At 63.0% G+C, this 20,818-nt stretch carries 20 protein-coding genes and 1 pseudogene; 15 read left to right on the top strand and 6 right to left on the bottom strand.

Annotation, left to right across the window (positions count from 1 at the left end):
- Positions 1–45 precede the first annotated feature (45 nt).
- The 8 genes from P9272_RS08870 (at position 46) to P9272_RS08835 (ending at position 9,760) form a co-directional block, all read left to right on the top strand.
- Positions 46–837, top strand: a complete 792-nt coding sequence (locus tag P9272_RS08870; protein WP_278160239.1) for a 2OG-Fe(II) oxygenase — start codon at positions 46–48, stop codon at positions 835–837.
- Positions 838–929: 92 nt separating this feature from the next.
- Positions 930–1,619 carry a GntR family transcriptional regulator gene (locus tag P9272_RS08865; RefSeq protein WP_128258943.1) on the top strand — a complete coding sequence of 230 codons (690 nt, stop codon included), beginning with the start codon at positions 930–932 and terminating at the stop codon, positions 1,617–1,619.
- A 15-nt stretch (positions 1,620–1,634) separates the two neighbouring features.
- Positions 1,635–2,738 (top strand): mandelate racemase/muconate lactonizing enzyme family protein, encoded by a 1,104-nt coding sequence (locus P9272_RS08860; protein ID WP_278160238.1) that lies wholly within the window; start codon positions 1,635–1,637, stop codon positions 2,736–2,738.
- 1 nt (position 2,739) lies between these two features.
- Complete coding sequence (locus tag P9272_RS08855) at positions 2,740–3,924, top strand: mandelate racemase/muconate lactonizing enzyme family protein (RefSeq protein WP_278160237.1); 1,185 nt, start codon at positions 2,740–2,742, stop codon at positions 3,922–3,924.
- Between the two features lie 240 nt (positions 3,925–4,164).
- Positions 4,165–5,829: an ABC transporter substrate-binding protein gene (locus P9272_RS08850; protein WP_128258946.1), complete on the top strand. Its 1,665-nt coding sequence runs from the start codon at positions 4,165–4,167 to the stop codon at positions 5,827–5,829.
- A gap of 70 nt (positions 5,830–5,899) precedes the next feature.
- Positions 5,900–6,853: an ABC transporter permease gene (locus tag P9272_RS08845; protein ID WP_126078654.1), complete on the top strand. Its 954-nt coding sequence runs from the start codon at positions 5,900–5,902 to the stop codon at positions 6,851–6,853.
- Complete coding sequence (locus P9272_RS08840; RefSeq protein WP_128258947.1) at positions 6,850–7,734, top strand: ABC transporter permease; 885 nt, start codon at positions 6,850–6,852, stop codon at positions 7,732–7,734. Before P9272_RS08845 ends, P9272_RS08840 begins: the two co-directional genes overlap by 4 nt.
- Positions 7,727–9,760: an ABC transporter ATP-binding protein gene (locus P9272_RS08835; RefSeq protein WP_278160236.1), complete on the top strand. Its 2,034-nt coding sequence runs from the start codon at positions 7,727–7,729 to the stop codon at positions 9,758–9,760. The genes P9272_RS08840 and P9272_RS08835 overlap by 8 nt, the downstream gene beginning before the upstream one ends.
- 73 nt (positions 9,761–9,833) lie before the next feature.
- Here P9272_RS08835 and P9272_RS08830 read toward each other — a convergent pair.
- Positions 9,834–9,965 (bottom strand): annotated as a pseudogene (locus P9272_RS08830) (LysR family transcriptional regulator); the annotation flags it as partial.
- 203 nt (positions 9,966–10,168) lie between these two features.
- Here P9272_RS08830 and P9272_RS08825 point away from each other — a divergent pair.
- Positions 10,169–10,933: an SDR family oxidoreductase gene (locus tag P9272_RS08825; protein WP_278160235.1), complete on the top strand. Its 765-nt coding sequence runs from the start codon at positions 10,169–10,171 to the stop codon at positions 10,931–10,933.
- A 67-nt stretch (positions 10,934–11,000) separates the two neighbouring features.
- Here P9272_RS08825 and P9272_RS08820 read toward each other — a convergent pair whose 3' ends face one another.
- Entirely contained in the window at positions 11,001–12,359 is a 1,359-nt protein-coding gene (locus P9272_RS08820) for an NAD(P)/FAD-dependent oxidoreductase (RefSeq protein ID WP_278160234.1), read from the bottom strand.
- 261 nt (positions 12,360–12,620) lie between these two features.
- Here P9272_RS08820 and P9272_RS08815 point away from each other — a divergent pair, with 261 nt between their 5' ends.
- Positions 12,621–13,349, top strand: coding sequence for an XRE family transcriptional regulator (locus P9272_RS08815; RefSeq protein ID WP_278160233.1), 729 nt, complete (start codon positions 12,621–12,623; stop codon positions 13,347–13,349).
- A 250-nt stretch (positions 13,350–13,599) separates the two neighbouring features.
- Here P9272_RS08815 and P9272_RS08810 read toward each other — a convergent pair whose 3' ends face one another.
- The 4 genes from P9272_RS08810 to P9272_RS08795 form a co-directional block, all read right to left on the bottom strand.
- Positions 13,600–14,640, bottom strand: coding sequence for a DUF3445 domain-containing protein (locus tag P9272_RS08810; protein ID WP_278160232.1), 1,041 nt, complete (start codon positions 14,638–14,640; stop codon positions 13,600–13,602).
- Positions 14,641–14,649: 9 nt separating this feature from the next.
- On the bottom strand, positions 14,650–15,615 hold the full coding sequence (locus P9272_RS08805) for a PDR/VanB family oxidoreductase (RefSeq protein ID WP_278160231.1): 966 nt from the start codon (positions 15,613–15,615) through the stop codon (positions 14,650–14,652).
- The gene (locus tag P9272_RS08800) at positions 15,612–16,208 is read right to left on the bottom strand and encodes a dimethylamine monooxygenase subunit DmmA family protein (RefSeq protein WP_128258954.1); all 597 of its coding nucleotides are present in this window, start codon (positions 16,206–16,208) and stop codon (positions 15,612–15,614) included. Before P9272_RS08800 ends, P9272_RS08805 begins: the two co-directional genes overlap by 4 nt.
- A 100-nt stretch (positions 16,209–16,308) precedes the next feature.
- On the bottom strand, positions 16,309–17,442 hold the full coding sequence (locus tag P9272_RS08795) for an aminomethyltransferase family protein (RefSeq protein WP_278160230.1): 1,134 nt from the start codon (positions 17,440–17,442) through the stop codon (positions 16,309–16,311).
- Between the two features lie 295 nt (positions 17,443–17,737).
- Here P9272_RS08795 and P9272_RS08790 point away from each other — a divergent pair, with 295 nt between their 5' ends.
- Genes P9272_RS08790 through P9272_RS08770 form a run of 5 tightly spaced genes read left to right on the top strand, consistent with a single transcriptional unit; the run spans position 17,738 to position 20,747 of the window.
- A complete protein-coding gene (locus tag P9272_RS08790; RefSeq protein ID WP_112126004.1) occupies positions 17,738–18,025 on the top strand; it encodes a hypothetical protein in 288 nt (95 codons plus the stop codon).
- An 11-nt stretch (positions 18,026–18,036) separates the two neighbouring features.
- Positions 18,037–18,414: a hypothetical protein gene (locus P9272_RS08785; RefSeq protein ID WP_112095210.1), complete on the top strand. Its 378-nt coding sequence runs from the start codon at positions 18,037–18,039 to the stop codon at positions 18,412–18,414.
- Between the two features lie 15 nt (positions 18,415–18,429).
- The gene (locus P9272_RS08780) at positions 18,430–18,591 is read left to right on the top strand and encodes a hypothetical protein (protein WP_128258956.1); all 162 of its coding nucleotides are present in this window, start codon (positions 18,430–18,432) and stop codon (positions 18,589–18,591) included.
- Positions 18,592–18,604: 13 nt separating this feature from the next.
- Positions 18,605–20,011 carry an amino acid permease gene (locus tag P9272_RS08775; protein ID WP_278160229.1) on the top strand — a complete coding sequence of 469 codons (1,407 nt, stop codon included), beginning with the start codon at positions 18,605–18,607 and terminating at the stop codon, positions 20,009–20,011.
- 46 nt (positions 20,012–20,057) lie between these two features.
- Positions 20,058–20,747 (top strand): hypothetical protein, encoded by a 690-nt coding sequence (locus tag P9272_RS08770; protein ID WP_278160228.1) that lies wholly within the window; start codon positions 20,058–20,060, stop codon positions 20,745–20,747.
- Positions 20,748–20,818: the final 71 nt, after the last annotated feature.

Here is a 20,818-nt window from a genome sequence, read left to right as displayed (position 1 = left end):
AAAGATTTCCTTGCGGTGTAGTGACCTCGGATTTTGGAGGACGCTATGATCGAAACCATTCTCGACCTGGACCGCTACCCGCTGAACCGCGAAGCCAGTGCCGAATGGCAGCGGCTGGTTGACGATTCGAAGGCCGCGCTAGCGGCAAACGGCATGTTCAATCTCGAAGGGTTCCTGCGCCCCGGCGTCGCCGAGAAGGCCGTCGCGGAAATCCGCCCGGTGATGGACACGCGCTCGCATGTCCACAAGCGCATGCATAATATCTACTTCAAGCCGTCGATCCCGGAACTCGCCCCCGACCATCCGGCGCTGCGCAAGGTCGAGACGATCAGCCATACGGTCTGCGCCGATCAGATGCCCGGCAGCACGATTTTGTCGATCTACGAATACGAGCCGCTGGCGCGGTTCCTGGCAGCGGCGATGGACAAGCCGCAGTTGCATGTCATGCAGGATCCGCTCGCCCGCGCCAATGTCATGGGCTACCGCGCCGGCGAAGCGCTCAACTGGCATTTCGACCGCTCCGAATTCACCACGACGCTTTTGCTGCAGGCGCCCGAGCGCGGCGGCGACTTCGAATACCGCACCGACCTGCGCTCGGATGACGATCCGAATTATGATGGCGTCGCCAAGCTGCTCGAAGGGCGCGATCCCGAGGCAAAAATCCTACGCATCAAGGCCGGCACGTTGAACGTCTTCCGCGGCAAGAACACCGCGCATCGCGTTACCACGGTCGAGGGCAATCGCGAGCGCATGATCGCGGTGTTCTCCTACTACGAACGTCCCGGCGTGATGTTCACCGACGAAGAGAGGATCGGCTTCTACGGCCGCGCCGCCTGAGGACGACCTATCCAAATGCTCGTGGGATTCGGCTGTTGCTAGATTGTCGACAATCTGCTTGTCTTGCAGGGTTTCCTGCTGGGAGTCGACCTATGGCAAAGCTGGATTTCCGTCCGATTGCGGATACGACGCGCAGGGCGGAGATCGTCGCCCTGCTCAGGCGCGCCATCCTGACGGGACAGCTGGAACCGGGGCAGAAGCTTAACGAGCTCAGGATTTCCGAGCAGATGCGGGTAAGCCGCGCGCCGCTGCGGGAGGCCATGCGCGAGCTGGTGCAGGAAGGCATCCTGACCAGCATTCCCTATGCCGGGACCTTCGTCATCGACGTCACCGCCAAGGACATCATCGACGCCTATTCGTTCAACAAAGTCCTCGATGAATTTGCCATCGAGCTTGCCTGGCCGCAGCGCGACCCACGCTTCTTCGACGAACTGGACCGCCGCCACGGGGCGGTGAAGCAGGCAACGCGCGCGGTGGACACCACGCGCCAGATCGAGACGGCGCTGCAGCTGCATGGGCTGATCTACGAGTGGGCCGACAATTCGGTGCTGCTCGAGACCTGGCAGCGGCTGACGAACCGGCTGCAGATGTACTTCGCCCTGCATCAGCGGGCGCGCAACGAACCGGTGCCGGCCGAGGACGTGCACGAAACCTATGTGGCGCTGCTTAAAGGCGCCGACATGCGAGCCGCCCAGCGCCATGCGCGCGAGCATATCGACCTCGATTTCGAGGAGCTGCTTTCCTACGCGCGCGGCCTCGAAAAGCGCGCATCGAAGAACTGACAGACGGACAGCGAAGTGAAGATCGAGAGCATCAAGGCCTATCACGTCGTCCAGCCCTTTGTGGATGGGCCTTACCGCATGTCCAAGGGACGCGTCGCGGACTGCTTCGAAGCGGTGATCGTCGCCATCACCTCCGACAGCGGCGTGACCGGCTGGGGCGAGATGGCACCGCTCGGCAATTTCTATTCAGCCGCGTTCCCGGCGGGAGCGCGTGCGGGCGTGCCGGAGATCGCGCCGCATCTCATCGGCCAGGATCCGCGCGGGCTGGCCAGCATCGGCCGGCTGATGGACACGGTGTTCAAAGGCCACCCCTACATCAAATCCGCGCTCGACATGGCGTGCTGGGATCTCGCCGCACGCGCAGCCGACCTGCCGCTGGTGACCATGCTCGGCGGCCGCGAGAGCGATATGGCGGAGACCTACCGGGTCGTCACCCACGGCACGCCCGATCAGATGGCGGCATTGGCCAAGCGGATCATTTCCGAAGGCTGCCGGCGCCTGCAGGTCAAGGTCGGCGGCAATGTGCATGACGACATCGAGCGGGTAACGGCCGTGGCCTCGGCGGTTCCTAAAGGCACGGTGATCTTCTGCGACGCCAATGCCGGCTGGACGCCGTACCAGGCGCGTCAGTTCGCCGACGCCACGCGGTCCATCGACTACACGTTCGAGCAGCCCTGCACGACACTGGATGAGAACATGTCGGTGCGCCGCATGCTCGACAAGCCGATGGTACTCGACGAATCCGTCACGTCGCTGAGCGAAACGCTGGAAATCCACCGTCGCGGGGCCGCCGACGGCCTGACGCTGAAGATCTCGCGGCTGGGCGGCGTGACGCAGACACGGCTGATCCGCGACGTCGCCGTTGATCTCGGCTTCGTGATTACGGTGGAAGACACCGGAGGCGCCGAGATCGACACCGCCGCAATGGCGCATCTGTCGCTGTCGACGCCGGCGGAGCGACGGCTGCACGCCATCGCCTTCCACGAATGGGTCACGGTGCGCACCGCAAAGAACGCGCCACCGGTGACCGGCAGCCATATGGGCGTTCCCGACGGCCCCGGCCTCGGCATCGACGTGGACCCCGGCCTGCTCGGCGAACCCTTCTTCGAGATCGGTTGACATGAAGATCAGGCGCGTCAAGGCAACTCCGATCAACTACAGGCTTGAGGCCCCTTATGTCTGGGTCTTCGGCGAGCTCGACGGCTTCTCGCCGACCATCGTCGAGGTGGAGACCGAGGACGGGCTTGTCGGCATCGGCGAGGCGCCGACGCCGGGCGCGGCGGCCGTCATCAACGACGTGCTGGCTCCGAGACTCATTGGGCGTGATGCCTTCGACATCGCCGGCGCGGAGGAAGTCTGCCTGCCGTTCTGGAGCGGCGTGCAGTCGATCAACGACCGCACCCGCATCATGGCCTTCGGCGCCATCGAGATGGCGTTGTGGGACCTTCGTGGGAAGGCCTGGAAGCAGCCGCTCTATCAGTTGCTTGGCGGCGCGGTGCGCAAGGACATCCCCTTCACCGATTATTTCTCGCTGCGGGGCGATGGAGCCAAGGTGAAAGGCGAGAAGACGCCGGAAGAAGTCGCCGACTACTGCGTCGAGCTCAGCGAGCGGCACGGCACGAGCTTCTTCGAAGGCAAGTTCTCGACGCAGGACCCGAAGGTCTCGATGAAGATAGTCGAGCTGATCCGCAGGAAGCTCGGCGAGGACGTGATGATCCGCGTCGATTCCAACCAGGCCTACTCGCTGGCCACCGCCCGCCAATTGGCACGGCCGCTGGAAGAACTCGGCGTCCGCAACTGGGAGGATCCGGTAGCGACCATCGAGGAAATGCGCGAATTGCGCCGGCATAGCTCGATCCCATTCTCGACCCATAACATCGACATTGGGCGGGCCATGGAGCTGAAGGTGCCGGATGCCTTCGTCGGCAACCCGACGGCGCATGGCGGCATCAACCGCATGCTGCGCTTCGTCGGCGCCTGCGAGCATGCCGGCATCGACTACTGGTGCTACAGCGGCGACACCGGCATCGGCAGCGCCTGCTACCTGCATCTTTGCGCCGCGCTCGGCTGGATCAGGGAGCCCAACCAGTCGCTGTTTCGCATGCAGCCGATGGACATCATCGAGGAAGGCCCGTTTTCGCCGAGGAACAATGTTGTGCCGGTGCCGGAAGGCCACGGCCTCGGGGTCACGCTTTCTCAGCAACGGCTTGCCGCCTGCCATCGCGATTTCGTCGAAAACGGCCCCTGCAACAAATATCACGACCCGGAAAAGCCCGGGACCTACCGCAGACTGCCGCTGAATTAGGAGGATGTCGAAAAGCTAGCAGGACTTATCCGGAAAAAGGCGGCCACAAGTCGCCTGACCGACAGACAATTCATCAAGAAAATCTGACTTTTCCGTCACAACCAGCGGATGGATCGGTCGGAGCCGCATGCTACTGTATATCGACCGATACTGATGTGTGCCGGGACAGGAGAACTCCACGGAACTCATCATTTGGAATGCACTCGCCAACCACAACAACTGGGGAAAGGGCATAGACCCATGAGCAAGAACTATCGCATTCTCGATCTGCTGCGGCGTGGCCGCACGCCCCTCGAAAACCATCTGATCGACGGCCTTGTCGACGGCCGCATCAGTCGCCGCGAATTCGTGCGCCACGGCAGCCTGCTCGGCCTGTCGCTGCCGCTGCTCGGCCGCATCGGCATGGCGGCCGGCTTCGGCGCCGCGCCCTCGCTCGCGCGCGCCGCAGGTGCTGCCGGCGGCACCATCCGCGTCGGCAGCAGCGTGCCGGCCGCGGCGATCGACCCTGTCACCATCGCCGATGCCGGTGGCCTTGTCGTGATGCAGCAGGTGGCCGAATTTCTGTGCGTCGACGGCCCGGACCTCGTGCTGAAGCCGGCGCTGGCGGAAAGCTGGGCGCCAAACAAGGACGGCACGGTGTGGACCTTCAAGCTGCGCAAGGGCGTGAAATTCCATTCCGGCGGCGAGATGAAGGCCGAGGACGTGGTGGCCAGCATCGACAGGCTCGCCGACCCGGCGAACTCTTCCAACGCGCTGTCGGTGTTCACCGGCATTCTTCAGAAGGGAAACACCAGGAAGGTCGACGACTACACGGTCGAATTCCATCTCGACGCGCCGAACGGCAATTTCCCCTACATGGTGTCTTCGGACAACTACAACGCAGTCATCATCCCGGCGAGCTACAAGGGCGGTTACGAACAGAGCTTCGACGGCACCGGACCGTTCAAGCTGGAGAAGTACACACCCAAGGTCGGCGCCTCTTTCGTTCGCAATGACGACTATTGGGGCGACAAGGCCCTGCCGGACCGCACCGAGTTCACCTTCTTCACCGACATCCAGCCGCAGATCCTGGCGCTGCAGGGCGGCCAGATCGACATCATCAACCAGATGCCCGTGCTGGCGGGCGTTGCCCTCCTCAACGATCCGAATTTCGCGATCATCAGCCTGAAATCGTCCGCGCATCAGCAGCTGCATATGCACTGCGATGAGGGCCCGACGAAGGACGCGCGTGTTCGCCGCGCCATCGCGCTCTGCCTCGACCGCGAGAAACTCGCCGCCGGCCTGATGAAGGGACGCTCGGCGCTCGGCAACGACAGCCCGTTCGCCCCCGTCTACCCCTCGACCGACACCAGCGTGCCGCAGCGCAAGCAGGACATCGCCCAGGCCAAGCAGCTGATGGAAGCGGCCGGGCTCGCCCAGGGCTTCAAGATGACCCTCACCACCGAGCGCTATCTCGAAATCCCGGAATACGCCCAGCTTATCCAGAACTGGGTCAAGGAAATCGGCATCGAGCTCGAGCTCAACATCCTCGACCAGGGCGCATATTACGGCGACGCCGTGTTCGGCAAGTCGAACTGGCTGGATTCGGCGATGGGCATCACCGACTACGGCCACCGCGGCGTTCCCAATGTCTATCTGGCGGCACCCTTGAAGAGCGACGGCACCTGGAATGCCGCCCACTTCAAAAACAAGGACTACGATCAGATGGCGGCGAGCTATATCGCGGCCCTCGACCTCGAGGCGCAAAAGGCCACCGCCGGTAAGATCCAGAAGCTGCTGCTCGAGGAAACGCCGGTGGTCTTCGGCTATTTCTACGATTACCTGACGGCGACGGCGAAAGGCGTTACGGGCGTGCAGCCCACCGCCATGTCGCAGCTTTTCCTCGACAAGGCGTCGAAGGCCTGACGAGAGCGAACAAGCATATCCGCGACAGCCGGCTCTCCACGGGGAGCCGGCTCCAATAGGAGTATTCGCCATCCTCGTCTTCCTCGTCCGGCGCCTGGCCCTGTCGCTCGTCACGCTGTTCCTGCTCAGCGTCATGGTGTTCCTCGGCGGCCAGGTGCTGCCCGGCAATGTCGGGCGGGCCATATTGGGGCCGTTCGCCGACCAGCGCGCGGTAGATGCGCTCAACCATTCGCTCGGTGTCGACCGCCCGCTGCTCGTCCAGTACGGCACCTGGATCTGGAATTTCCTGCATGGCGACATGGGCACGTCCTACATTTTCCGCGCGCCGGTCGCCCCCTTCGTCATCGATGCGTTGGGCAATTCGCTGAAGCTGGCATTGATCGCCTTTGTGCTGGTGGTGCCGATCGGCATCCTGGGCGGCGTCATCGCCGCGCTCAACCTCAACCGGCCGCTCGACCGCATCATCAGCCTTGGCGGCCTGTCGGTCACGGTGCTGCCCGAATTCGTCACCGGCATCATCCTGATCCTGATCTTCGGGGTGTGGCTGCGCTGGCTGCCGATCGCCGCTGCGTGGCCGAAAGGGGCCGGCTTCTTCACTCAGATCTATTACCTTATCCTGCCTTCACTGCCGCTGTTCCTGGTGCTGTTCGGCTACATTGCCCGCATGGCGCGGTCCGGCATGATCGAGGCGCTCGATTCCGACTATACGCGCACCGCCGTGCTCAAGGGCCTGCCATGGCGCACGGTGATCTGGCGGCACGTGCTGCGCAACGCGCTGTTGCCAACCATCACTGTGATCGCCACCCAGACGGGCTATCTCATCGGCGGACTGGTCGTGATCGAGACGCTGTTCCGCTACCAGGGCATCGGCTCGCTGATCTTCACCGCCGCGCGCGGCAAGGATTTCCCGATGCTGGAGGCCGGAATCCTCACCATCGGCATCGTCTATGCGGTGGCGACCCTGGTCGCCGACTTCCTTTATTCCGTGCTCAATCCGCGCATCCGCCTGGGGGCAGAACAATGAGCGCAACGGACAGCCCACCCCTCCCCGCCGTCCCCGATGCTGTTGCCCAGCGCAGCCCCTGGGGCGAGGTGCTGCATACACTCCTGAGATCCCCCACGTTCCTGACCGGCCTGGGCATACTGCTGTTCTGGGTCATCTGCGCACTGTTGGGCGAACATTTCGTGCCCTACGATCCTCTCGACGCGGACATCATCAACACGCTTGCGCCACCATCGGCCGACCACTGGTTCGGCACCGACCAGCTCGGCCGCGACGTCTTCTCGCGCGTCATCGTCGGCTCGCGCGACATCCTGACGGTGGCGCCGCTGGCGACGATCCTGGCAACCATCGCCGGGACGGCGCTCGGCCTCGTTATCGGTTATTTCCGCGGCATCGTCGACGACATCGTCAGCCGGGTGCTCGAAGCCTTCATGGCGATCCCGGTGGTCATCATCGCGCTGCTTGCGATCGTCGCGCTCGGCACGTCCAAGATCACCGTTATCGTCGTCATCGGCCTGAGCTTCGCGCCGATCATCGCGCGCACGGTGCGCTCTGCGGTGCTGGCCGAACGCGAGCTCGACTATGTCGCGGCGGCCAAGCTGCGCCACGAAGGCGCGCTGCATACCATGTTCGTCGAAATCCTGCCCAACGTCATTCCGCCGATCCTGGTGGAGACCACGGTGCGGCTTGGCTATGCCATCTTCGCGGTGGCAACACTCTCCTTCATGGGTTTCGGCATCCAGCCGCCCTCGCCCGACTGGGGCCTGTCGATCTCCTCCAATTACGGCATGATCGGGGGCGGCTTCTGGTGGACGGTGCTGTTCGACGCGTTGGCCATCGCCTCGCTGGTGATCGGCGTCAATCTGGTGGCCGACGGCGTCCACGGAGCGTTCAATGACTGACCCCGGGCAAGCAACCAACGCCCTTGAGCTGAAGGACCTTTCGGTCGCCTATCGGGTCGGCCGCCGCGACCGCGCGGTGCTGCGCAATCTCAACCTGACCATCAAGGCTGGCGAAGCCTATGGGCTGGTCGGCGAATCCGGCTGCGGCAAATCCACGGTGGCGCTCTCGGTGGTGCGCTATTTGCCGCGCAATGGTTCCATCACCGGCGGGTCGATCGCGCTCGACGGCAAGGACGTCATGAAGCTCGACGCGGAAGCGCTGCGGCGCGCTCGCGCGGACAGCGTGTCGATGGTGTATCAGGATCCCGGCAAGGCGCTGAACCCATCGCTGCGCATCGGCCGCCAGCTGACGGAGATCTTCGAGCTTGCGGGCACCACCGGGCAGGCGGCCGAAGACAAGGCGCTCGCCATGCTGAACCGGGTGCGCATCTCCGATCCAGCCAGCGTCATGCAGCGCTATCCGCATCAGCTCTCCGGCGGCATGCAGCAGCGTGTGGCGATCGCCATGGCGCTCGCCAATGACCCTTCGATGCTGATCCTGGACGAGCCGACGACCGGCCTCGATGCCACGGTGGAAGCCGAGGTGCTCGATCTGATCGGCCAGTTGCGGCGCGAGCTGTCGGCCTCGATCCTGTTCATCAGCCACAACCTCGCCGTGGTCTCCAACATGTGCGACCGCGTCGGCGTGCTCTATGCCGGCATGCTGGTCGAGGAAGGCTCGACCAAGGACGTCTTCAACGACCCGCGCCATCCTTACACGGTGGCGCTATTGCGCTGCCTGCCGCGCGGCGGCCAGCGCAAGGACCAGGACCGGCTCGACACCATCCCCGGCTTCCTGCCCGGCATCGGCGCCACTATTGTCGGCTGCGCCTTCGCCGAACGCTGCGCTTTGGCTACCGAACGCTGCCGCGCCGAGCCGCCACCGCTCTATGAACTTGGCGACGGGCGGCTGTCGCGCTGCCACTACCACGACAAGGCGCAGTCGCTGCCGCGCGCCACGCCTGCCGAGATCCCTGCCGTCGCACCGAAGCGGGCGCCGCCGGTGCTGCAGGTCGAAGGGCTGAACAAGACCTATGCCAGCCACGGCCGTCCGCTGAGGGCGGTGAAGGATGTCTCGGTCAGCCTGCGGCCCGGCGAGACGCTCGGCCTGGTCGGCGAATCCGGCAGCGGCAAGACGACCTTCGCCAGGCTCCTGCTCGGCCTTGTCCCGCCCGACGAAGGCGGCTCGATCGAGCTCGATGGCAAGAAGCTGGCGCCACGGCTTGCCAGCCGCTCGGAGGACCAGGTCAAGGCGGTGCAGATCGTCTTCCAGAATCCGGACTCCGCGCTCAACCGCTCGCATTCGATCCGGCATATCCTCAGCCGCGCCCTGAAGCGTCTGGGCGGCCTCAGTGGCAAGGCGCTGGACACGAGGCTTGAAGAGCTGGTCCGTTCTGTCCGGCTCACCGACCGGCATCTGGCGGTCAAGCCGCGCCAGCTATCCGGCGGTTTGAAGCAGCGCGTTGCGATCGCGCGCGCCTTCGCCGGCGATCCACGCATCGTGGTCTGCGACGAGCCGACCTCGGCGCTCGACGTTTCGGTGCAGGCGGCGATCCTCAACCTCTTGGCCGACCTGCAGTCGAAGCAGGATGTGAGCTACATCTTCATCTCGCACGACCTTGGAGTGGTGCGCTATCTCTCCGACAAGATCGCCGTGCTCTATCTCGGCCGCATCATGGAGTTCGGGCCATCGGAAGCGGTCTTCTCCGGCCCGCATCATCCCTATACGGAAGCGCTGCTGTCGGCCGTTCCAAAACTCGACCGGACGGAGAGCTCGCGCATCCGCCTCGACGGCGAAATCCCGAGCGCGGCCAACCCGCCGACGGGCTGCGTCTTCCACACCAGATGCCCACGCAAGATCGGCGCCATCTGCGAGACGCAGGAGCCGGAGCTTTCCGAGGCCGAACCCGGACACACGATCCGCTGCCACATCCCCTACGCGGAGCTGGCAAGGCTGCAAAAGCCAAAGACAATGGAGCCGGCGTGAGCCTGGTCAGAACGCCGCCTCGCTAAAGCGCGACGCGATCTGTCAGATCGCTCTATGCGCTTTAGATTCTTGATTACGCATGGCTCTCCGCGAAGGCTTGGTCGTTCGACAGGTTCCTGGCGAGCATACGCAGGCCCGTGAGCGCAACGTCGATAGCATCGGAAGATACAGGGTTTTCCGGGTAAGCAAGATAGATCGGGCGCTGATGACGCCGAGCGCATCAAGGGCCTCGTGTGCTTTCATCACGAGTTGGTCGACAAGGTCCTGGTCGACGGCGTGGATATCCCGAAGAAAGCGACGGCGGCATCGGACGGATATTTCTGAACCTCGATGCCTCCGGCTGCCAGATCAGGCCGCTTGATCGACGCGCCATTCAGCGCATACCTTCCCGCAATCAGGGAGGGTGCGATGGATCTTTTTAAACTGGACGGCGGCGTGGCGCTGGTGACGGGCGCCGGCAGCGGCATTGGCCAGGCGATCGCGATCGGGCTAGCCGAGGCCGGCGCCGATGTCGCCTGTTTCGGTCATACCTCGAACGGCGGCCTGGAGCAGACTGCCGACAAGATCAAGACACTCGGCCGCAAGGCGCTGGTGCTAACGGGCAGCGTGACGTCCGAAGCCGACCTGGCCACGGCTATCGATCGGCTCGAAGCCGAACTCGGCGCGCTGACCGTCGCCGTCAACAATGCCGGCATTGCCGGATCGGAACCGGCCGAGACCATGCCGTTGGAAAAATGGCGCAAGGTGCACGAGGTCAATGTCGCGGGCGTGTTCCTGTCCTGTCAGGCTGAGGCGCGCGTCATGCTTCCTCGACGAGCGGGCTCCATCATCAACATCGCCTCGATGTCGGGCACCATCGTCAACCGGGGGCTGACGCAGGCGCATTACAACTCCTCAAAAGCCGCCGTCATCCACATGTCGAAGAGCCTTGCCATGGAATGGGCGGACCGTGGCCTGCGCGTCAATGTCGTCAGTCCGGGCTACACGCTGACGCCGATGAACAAGCGGCCCGAAGTAGCGGAGGAAATAAAGATCTTCAAGCGCGACACGCCGATGGGGCGCATGGCGGCGCCGGAGGAGATGGTCGGTCCGACCGTGTTCCTGGCCAGCCGCGCGTCCAGCTTCGTCACCGGCCTCGACCTGATCGTCGATGGCGGCTACGTCTGCTGGTAGACCGATGGGGTGCCCCGCGGGACACCCATCTTGCCGACTTGACGAATGTGAGCGGAGGCGCGCCGTCCTACTCGGCCGCGACGCCTTTCACTTCGAGATAGCTCTCCATTGAATCGTCCAGCGCCTGCAGCCACGGGGTGTGGTGCAGCGGCGCCATGGTGCCGGTCATCAGCGAGCGGTAGGCGTTGTCGCGGAAGGTCATGATGTTTTCCATCTTGTGGTGCTCCCACTCCATGAAGGTGTGGTTGACCGCCTCGACGTCGAAGCCCGGATAGTCGGTCTGGTCCATCAGCTCCTTGGTGTAGTCGCCCTGAAACCAGATCATCTGCTCGGCGTCTTCCAGCGTCTCCTCGCGGGCCCGCCACTTGGCGCTGTGCTCGGCCATCGCCTCTGGCGACGGCAGCTTGATGCGGCCCATCATGACGTCGCGCGCGTACCAGGCCTGAGCGTCGAACATGTTGAAGGTGTAGAACTGGTCCTGCATGCCGATGTAGAACAGTTTCGGATTCTTCTCCCAGACGACGCCCTCGTAGAGACCCAGCGGCCACATGCGGTTGGTGGTCTTCAGCTTTAGGTCGTCGGTAAGGAAGGGGAAGGAGTGCAGATAGCCGGTGCACAGGATGATGGCGTCGACATCCTTGGTGGTGCCGTCCTGGAAATGCGCCGTCTTGCCGACGACCTTCTGCAGCAGCGGTACTTCCTTCCAGTTGTCCGGCCATTTGAAGCCCATCGGCTTGGAACGGTAGCTGGTGGTGATCGATTTGGCGCCGTATTTGTAGCACTGCGAACCGATGTCCTCGGCCGAATAGGAACGGCCAATGATCAGGATGTCCTTGCCCTTGAACTCCATGGCATCGCGGAAGTCGTGGCTGTGAAGGATGCGGCCGTTGAAGGTGGAAAAGCCCTCGAAATAGGGCACGTTGGGCACGGAGAAATGGCCGGAGGCGACGACGACATTGTCGAACTCTTCCGAGTAGGTGACATCATTGGTGCGGTCATGCGCGGTGACGGTGAACTTCCCGGTCTCGTCCGAGTAGGTGACCATGCGCACGGGCGTGTTGAACCGCACCCATTTGCGCACCCCGGATTTCTCGACGCGGCCCTTGATATAGTCCCACAAAACGGCGCGCGGCGGATAGGAGGCGATCGGCCGGCCGAAATGCTCCTCAAAGGTATAGTCGGCGAATTCGAGACATTCCTTCGGGCCGTTCGACCACAGATAGCGGTACATCGAGCCATGCACCGGGTCGCCATGCTCGTCGAGACCGGTGCGCCAAGTGTAGTTCCACAGCCCGCCCCAGTCGCTCTGCTTCTCGAAGCAGACGATTTCCGGGATCTCGGCGCCCTTGTCGGCAGCCGACTTGAAGGCCCTAAGCTGCGCCAGGCCGGATGGCCCAGCTCCGATGACGGCAACGCGACTTTTCATGGCGGGTCTCCCGTTCTCATTTCCCCAGCGAAACAAATTTCACTCTCAGTAGAGTAATTGGCCCTTCTACGCTGTCAACTGGCCTTGCGCCGAAACAGCCTTGCGCCGAGGTAACTTTCTGCGAGGAACGGTTGGGGCGAGGCGCGGCAGAAAACGGCCCTAATCCGCCACAAGGGCTTGGCGCACCCGTTGCGCTCCTGTATCGGCAATGAATATGTTCACCTAGAGTGAAATAATAGGCAGATTCTCACGGGAGACGACATGACAAAAAAGACTTCCGATCCCAAGCCTAGTCGGAGCCCTGTGGCGGTCAAGACCAAGCCATCGCTGAAGAGCATTGGCCCGAACGGGCGCACGATCCGCACGCCGCTGACGCAGGATCCGCACGCCATCCGCGACACGCGCGAAAAGGTACTCGAAGTGGCGATCGGCCATGAGGTGCGGGCGTTCCGCAAGAAGCTCGGTATCACCGTCGCCGATCTCGCCGCAGCCACCGACATCTCGCTCGGCATGCTGTCGAAAATCGAGAACGGCATCACCTCGCCGTCGCTGACGACGCTGCAAGCGCTATCGCGGGCGCTGGGCGTTCCGGTGACCGCTTTCTTTCGTCGTTTCGAGGAAGAGCACAGCGCCGTCTTTGTCAAGGCGGGCGAAGGCGTCGATGTCGAGCGTCGCGGCACGCGCGCCGGCCACCAGTACAATCTGCTGGGCCATATCGGCGCCAACACCAGCGGCGTCGTGGTCGAGCCCTATCTCATCACGCTGACCGAGAATTCGGACGTGTTCCCGACCTTCCAGCATGCGGGCATGGAGTTCCTCTACATGCTCGAAGGCGAGGTCGTTTACCGGCACGGCAACAACCTCTACCCGATGAAGCCGGGCGACAGCCTGTTCTTCGATGCCGACGCGCCGCACGGGCCGGAAGAGCTGACGCAGCTGCCGATGCGGTATCTGTCGATCATCTGCTATCCGCAGAACAGCGCTGGATGATTGGCTGGTCTCCTCCTTACCGCGCTTCGTCGTTCTAGGGCGAAGCAAGGAGCGAAGCGACGCGCGCAGACCCTAGAATCCATGCCGTGACGCTAAAGCGTTGCAATGGTTACGGAATTCCGCGCCGTTGCACCCTGCGCCCGAGGTCGCGGCAAGGATACTCGGGTCAAGCCCGAGTATGAGGACGTCACGTGGGTTTCGGCCAATGTCCAACGTCGGCGCCGAGGGCGCCAAGGCGGAAATCAGCGGTTCAATCCGGCCCAAACCCCGGGCTGGTCGGACTGCCGTCGTCGAGCTTTGAGAGCCACTCCACCAACGTCGGCCTGTACCGCGTCAGGCCCTTGTAGGTGGCAAGTTCTTCCGGCAGGTCGCGGATGACGCGGTGCAGTCGGCGCGCCCATTTCGGCTGGGTGACCAGCTCGTCCATCTTGATCAGGTAGCAGCGGATCGGGAAGACGATGGCGTTGGAGCGCGGCAGCCGCCAGAAGCTTTGCAATTCGACCCGCAGATGCACTTTCTGGCCGACATTCTCGGGCGTGATCGTGGCGCGGTCCGGGCCCCATTTGTGATAATTCTCGGGGCTGGTGTCGAGCCGCGGATTGATGGTCATCGTCCAGTTGAGACGCCTGGCCGGCTTGCCCTGCTGAATGTTCGTGAGAAACTTCAGCGCGCGGGTGAAGATGCCCTTCTCGTGCGCCAGCGGCACCGGCGCATGCCACTCGAAGAAGTTCATGCCGATGTCGAAATCGAGCGACCAGTCGGCCTGGGTGGTGACCATGCCGGCGTCCATCCACAGATTGCCGTCGCGCTGGTCGAGAATGCAGAAATCGCCCTGACTCTGGCGGGTGATGTATTCCATCGGCCCGTAGGGCAGCGTCGAGGTGTCGCCGAAGGTGAAGGTGTCGTCGATGCCGAGCGGCCGGTTGATCCAGCGCCAGCGGTCGCCGTTTCGCTCCAACGTGAAATGCTCCGGATAGCCGAGTGCCTGCTGCTCCATCAGAAGCTCGAGCAGGTCCCAACCGGCTAAAGTCATGTGCGGCAGCGACTGGCAGCGCAGCGGGTCCTCGGCAAGCACCAACGCGCGATCCTGCATCTCGGCGACATAGTGCTCGTCGACATCGATCAGGTTTTCCAGCACGCTGCCTTTCGGGCCGACGACATGCGGCTCGATGTTGACCGCGTACATGTAGGCGTCTTCATTGAACGGGAACGGAAAGCGCCTGATGTGCTCAGGGCTGTTCCTGAAGGTGTAGTCGTCGCGAAAGGTTTCCTTGCGAAAGGTGATGCCCATTGACGCCTCCTATCTTTCCAGGACCAGCGACTTGCCCTCGAAGCGCGAGACGCAAGGCATGATCTTGCAGCCGGAACGGTGGTCTTCCTCGCTCAGCCAGTGATCGTTATGGATGAACTTGCCGTCGTAGGAGATCACATTGGTCTCACACTGGCCGCAGACACCGCCGCGGCAGAGATAGGGCGGATCGACGCCGGCCGCCTCGATCGCCTCGAGCAGGCTCTGCTGCTCGCCGACGCGAATCGTCGTGTCGCTGATTGCCAAGGTCACGTCGAAGGGCGCGCCTGGCTGGGGCGCGGCGAAGTGCTCGAAATGCACCGTCTCCGGCGGCCAGCCGAGCGCCGCCGCTCGGTCGCGCACCCAGTTGATCATGCCGGCCGGGCCGCAGACATAGAGATGCGTGCCGAGCGGCTGCAAGGACAGGAGCCGGTCGAGATCGATGCGCTCTTCCCGGTCATCGTGATAGAGATGGACGCGGTTGCCATAGCGCTGCTGCAAGACATCGGCATAGGTGCCGAGCGAAGCAGTGCGGCAGGTGTAGTGCAGCTCGAAATTGCCGCCGGCACCCGCCAGTTGCGAGGTCTGCGCCATGAACGGCGTGATGCCGATGCCGCCGGCCAGCATCAGGTGCTTCTTCGCCCTGAGATCCAGAGAGAACAGGTTGACCGGATAGCTGATCACCATCTCCAGGCCGGGCTTGACCTGCCGGTGCATGAACAGCGAGCCGCCGCGGCCGACATCGTCGCGACGCACCGAGATCGTGTATTCGCGCGTATCGAGCGGCGAGCCCATCAGCGAATAGGGATTGAGCCTCGTGCGGTCGCCGTCGCGCATCTCGACCACGACATGGGCGCCGCCGGAGAAAGTCGGCAGCAACTCGCCATCGCGGCGACGGAAATGGAAGCGCGTGACCAGCTCGTTGACGGGGACGACATCGCTGACTACGACATCGAGCTTGGTGGTGCCGGTGCTCATGGGAAGGTCTCCTCCATCGGAGGAATCTCCGAGCGATCCTCGGCGTTGATGCACACGCCTTGGAAGGCGGCCAGGCGCCGCGAATAATGATCGCGCACGAGAAGCAGCAGGCCGCAATGCGAGCAGAGCGCCGGCTGCGTCGTCACATTCTCGGTGATGCCCTTGCAGTGCACGCATTGCATGCGGCGCGCCAGCGAGCCGCGATGCTCGGTCTGCATCGAGGTGTGGTCCATGCCGGCTTCGAGCGCCACCTGCATGGCCTGGCCGATCAGCCCCTCGGTGCCCGCAAGATAGAGACGCAATCCCATATGGGCGTTGGTCAGCGTCTGCTTAAGACGCGGCAGGAGGCTGGCGAAGGATGGCGACAGATGGAGTTGCGCCGGCTTCAATGCTTCCAGGGCCGCGATGTGCTTACCTTCCGGGCCTGGAATGAAGTCGATTTCCGCGCCGTCGAAAAAGCCGGGCGGAGCCTTGCCGGCCATATCAGTGATCGCCAGCGCGCCTTCAGCATCGGCGATGAAGAGATGATGCTTGCCGGGCTGCGGAGAGAGCGTTCCGTAAATGGGCCGGCTGATGATCGTCTTAGCTGCCATTCTACCTTAGATCAGTTGGAGCATGATCTTTTCCGAAAACCGGTTCCCACTTTTCGGGATCATGCTCTAGTGCCTCGAAAACCCTCCCCGTGATGCTGTCTCAGCCCTTGGCGGTGCGCTTGGTCTTCTTCGGATCGTCGAACGGCAAGGGCTGCGCCGTCGCCTTGATCGAGCCGCTCCTGTTGCGCACCTCGAGCTTGGTGTCCTTGACCGCGCAGTCGACGTCGAGGCGGGCGATGCCCATCGATTTCTCGACCAGCGGCGAATACATGGCGCAGGTGACCACGCCGACCTTCTTACCGTCGCGATAAACAGGCGCGCCTTCATCGGCCGGTTCCTTGCCGTCGAGCAGCATGCCATAGATCTTGAAGCGTTCCTTGCCCTTCAGCCGGTAGTGCTCCTCAGCGCCGCGGAAACCGGTCTTGCCGGGGCTGACGGTGAAGTCGAGGCCGAGCTCCCACAGCGTGTCGCCGGGGCCTTCGTTCTCAAACGGATATTTTTGCGAATTGTCGTAGGGGTAGAAGAGCAGGTAGCTCTCGACGCGCAGCATGTCGAGCGTGGTGAAGCGGCACGGGATGATGCCGGCGCTCTTGCCCTCCTCGAGGATCGTATCCCAGATCGTGCCGGCATCCTGGCCGCGGCAGAAGATCTCATAGCCGCGCTCGCCGGTGTAGCCGGTGCGCGAGATCATCACCGGGAAGCCGAAGAGCTGCGTCTGCATATGATGGAAGTAAGGAAGGTCGCGGATGCCGGGCACGTGCTTGGCGAGATAATCGACGGCGGTCGGCCCCTGCAGCGACAGGTCGTGCAGATTGTCGTCAAAGCGCAGCGATACATCGCGGCCCATGGCAGCGCGCTGCAACTCCTCATGGCCGGTGCCCGAGCCGTGCACGACCATCCACGAGTTCGGGCTGATGCGGTACAGGATGCAGTCGTCGGTGAATTTTCCCGCTTCGTTCAGCATGCAGGCATAGGCCGACTTGCCGGGATAGATCTTCTCCACATCGCGCGTCGTAGCGAGGTCGATGAGATGCGAGGCATGCGGCCCGGTGATGTGGACCTTCTTCAGGCCGGAGACATCCATCAGGCCGGCCTTGGTGCGGATCGCGACATATTCCTCGTTGGCGTCCTTGTCATAGGTCCAGGCGGTGCCCATGCCGCTCCAGTCCTCGAGCTTCGAGCCGAGCGCGCGATGGCGATCCGCCAGGGTCGAGAATCTCCAGGATGCCGTCATCCGATCGTCCTCCGTGCGATTAGGTCGCTTTAAGCGGTTGCTGTTCCCTGCTCCTGCTTGGTGGCGGAGCTTGCTCGAATATTGACCGCAAACGGCTAAGCCCTGCAATCCCCTTGAAGCAAATAATTTCATTGTCAGGCAAATTTCCTGCCCGTGGACAAACGCTTTGTGGCGCGCAAATCCGGCTTGACAATTTCGGGAATCGAGCGGAATCTATGAAAAAAATTTCACTCTGTTGAAAGAGTGGACGCCCGGTCGATTTCGGGGCCGGACGTCGCCAGAAGGGGAAAAACCGATGTCCGACCTGCAGCAGCGCATCGAAGCGCTGTACCGCTCCGACGTGCGTGGATCCGTGCTCCTGATTGTTTGCCTGTGGGCGACGATCCTCTTCGTCCTCCTGATGACCTGGGCCTACATCCCCGACAGCGGGATCAAGCTCGTGGTGGTGATCGCGGCTGCCGCGGTGCTGATCTTCAACACCGCCGCCATCCTGGCGATGCTCAACCACTACAAGGAAGACAAGGACTTCATCTACGGCCTCGACATCAAGAACGCCGACGCGGCTCGCAACCGCCAATCCTGAAGGGAGAACCCATGGCCCGTTATACCCCGCCGGAGCAGAGCAAGGCCGGACAGGTCTTCGACATCGCAGTCGTAGTGGTCGCCATCTTCGTGGCGCTCTGGCTGCCGCTGAAGCTCGGACTCGCCGGGGCGGCGAAGTCGATCGACCCGCTCGATGCCAAGACCTGGGACGCGCTCGGCCAGAACGCCACCATGGCCTCGATCTGGGAGAAGCTCGGCTACACGCCGGAGACGGCGCACGACATCATCCAGAACCGCTTCCACTACATTATCGACTGGCCGACGCTGATCATCATGGCGATCGTGCTGATCGCCTATTTCGTCTTCCTGTTCCGCGCCTCCGACAAGGAATATCGCGAGGTCATCAACGAGAAGTTCGACGACAAATAGCTCGGGGAAAACATCATGTGGATGGGATTGTCTTACGTTTGCTGGGGAATTGCGGCCGTGCTTGCGGCGTGGATGCTCTACGACTGGTTCAAGGTCGACACGACCTATTCCGAAGCCGTGCTGACGTCCTCGCGTGAGGGTGAGCTTGAAGCCGTATCCGAGAAACACCGGATCTGAGTGGGGACTGACGATGACCGCTGCGGTTGAAACGGGACTAACGACTACGATCCACGGCGACAGGGTCTCGCTGCTTCGGGTTCTGGGCCCCGCCCATGTCTGGGCACTCGGCGTCGGCATCGTGCTGGTCGGCGAGTTCACCGGCTGGAACTTCGCGGCCGACAAGGGCGGCGCGCTGGCCGCGCTGATCGTCTGTTGGATCGTCGGACTGCTCTACACCTCTGTCGCCATGATCGACTCGGAGGTGACGTCCACCGTAGCCGCCGCCGGCGGCCAGTACGCACAGGCCAAGCACATTGTCGGGCCGCTGATGGCCTTCAACGTCGCGCTGTTCCTGGTGTTTGCCTACACGATGCTGGAAGTGTCGGACGCGATCCTGCTTGGCGACACCATCGTCGCCAAGGCCGGGGTTGAAGGACTGACGCACAATTCCTTCATAGCGGCGACCATTGTCGTGCTGGCGTGGCTCAACTATCGCGGCGTGCTGATGACGCTCAACGTCAATTTCGTCATCACCGCCATCGCCTATATCTCGATCGTCATCCTGTTCTTCTCGGTGAGCCCGTGGACGCAAGGCGCGGTGCTGAAGCTCAACGAGTTGGTCACGCCCGGCAACGCGCTGCCCTATGGCTGGATCGGCGTCATCGCTGCCTTCCAGTTCGGCATCTGGTATTATCTCGGCATCGAGGGCACCACCCAGGCGGCCGAGGAAGTGCGCTCGCCGGCGCGCTCCCTGCCCTACGGCACCATGGCCGGCATGATCACGCTTCTGATCGCAGCGGCGATGACCTGGTATGTCTGCGCCTCGCTGATGCCCTGGGAGTATCTCGGGATTACTTATTACCCCCTTTGGGACGCCGGCAAGCTCACCGGCAGCCCGCTGCTGGAGAACCTTTTGTTCATCGCGACGCTGCTCGCCGCACTTGCCTCGGCCAATGGCTGCATCAACGACGCGGCGCGTGCCTGGTTCTCGCTCGGCCGCGACCGTTACCTGCCGAGCTGGTTCTCCGCCGTGCATCCGAGATACCGCACGCCTTATCGCTCCATCCTGTTCCTGCTGCCGATCGCGCTGGCCTTCGCCTTCATCGCCGACCTCAACCAGGCGATCACCTTCTCGATCCTGTCGGGCGTGCTTCAGTACACTTTCATGAGCATCAACATCATGATGTTCCGCAAGAAGTGGCCCCTGGGCTCGATCCGCCGGGGCTACACGCATCCCTTCCATCCGCTGCCGGCGATCGTCCTGTTCTGCCTGTGCATGGTCACTTTCTTCGCCATCTTCCTGGGCTTCGGCTCGCAGCTGATCGCGATGACTATCTTCTATTTCCTGATCTCGCTGTGGTTCCACTTCTACCGCTACAAGTTCGTACGGCGCGGCGACCAGTTCTCGATGCCGTGGCCGAAGCCGCAGGGTTATTGAGTGGAGTGAAGGCCCGCCTGTCGCCGGCGGGCCATGGCGTGTCGAAATGTCGGAATTGACGTCAGTATTGCTTGCCGGGTCGATCGCATTCGCGGTCGCTGTTCATATCGCCTGGCTGGCGCGCGCCAGCCGCAACAGGGCGAAGGCGGCCCTGGCCGCCGATATGGCGAGTATCCGCAGCGTCGTTCCCGATGCCGCCGATATCTCCGACGGCACCGCCGGCGTCGTTACCTGGGCCGGCTCTTGGAACGGCCAGCGCGTTCAGGTCCGCACCATCGTTGACACGCTGGCCACGCGAAAGCTGCCGACGCGCTGGCTCAGCGTTTCGGTCACCGAGCCGGTCGCGGTACGGGGTGTCTTCGACATGATGATGCGGCCAAATTCGGCGACGACATTCTCCAATTTCGACCATCTGCCACACACGCTGCCGAAGGTGCTCGGCTTTCCCGCCGACGCGGTGCTCAGGACGGACCGCAAAGGCGTCGCCTTTCCGCAGGATCTGATCGCCTCCCACATCGACATCTTTGCCGAAGGGCGCGCCAAGGAATTGCTGATCACGCCCAACGGCGTACGCATCGTGTGGCTGCTGGCCGAGGCCGAACGCGCACGCTATGGCGTGTTCCGGCAGGCCGCGTTCGGCGATGCCGGGCTCGATCCCGGCTTGATCGAACGACTGCTCGAGGCGGCCTCGGCGCTTCGCCAAGCCATCAACCGGCGCGAAAGGCAGGCGGCATGAGACTTCCTGTGTCAACCTGTTGTGAGCAAGGCGTTTGCGGCGGGGTGTTTTTGGGGATCGTAAGGGGTGCC

This window comes from Mesorhizobium sp. WSM4976, from assembly GCF_029625685.1.
GTDB lineage: Bacteria > Pseudomonadota > Alphaproteobacteria > Rhizobiales > Rhizobiaceae > Mesorhizobium.
The sequence above is the reverse complement of the archived record's forward strand: the minus strand, read 5'-3'. Positions and strand labels throughout refer to the sequence as shown.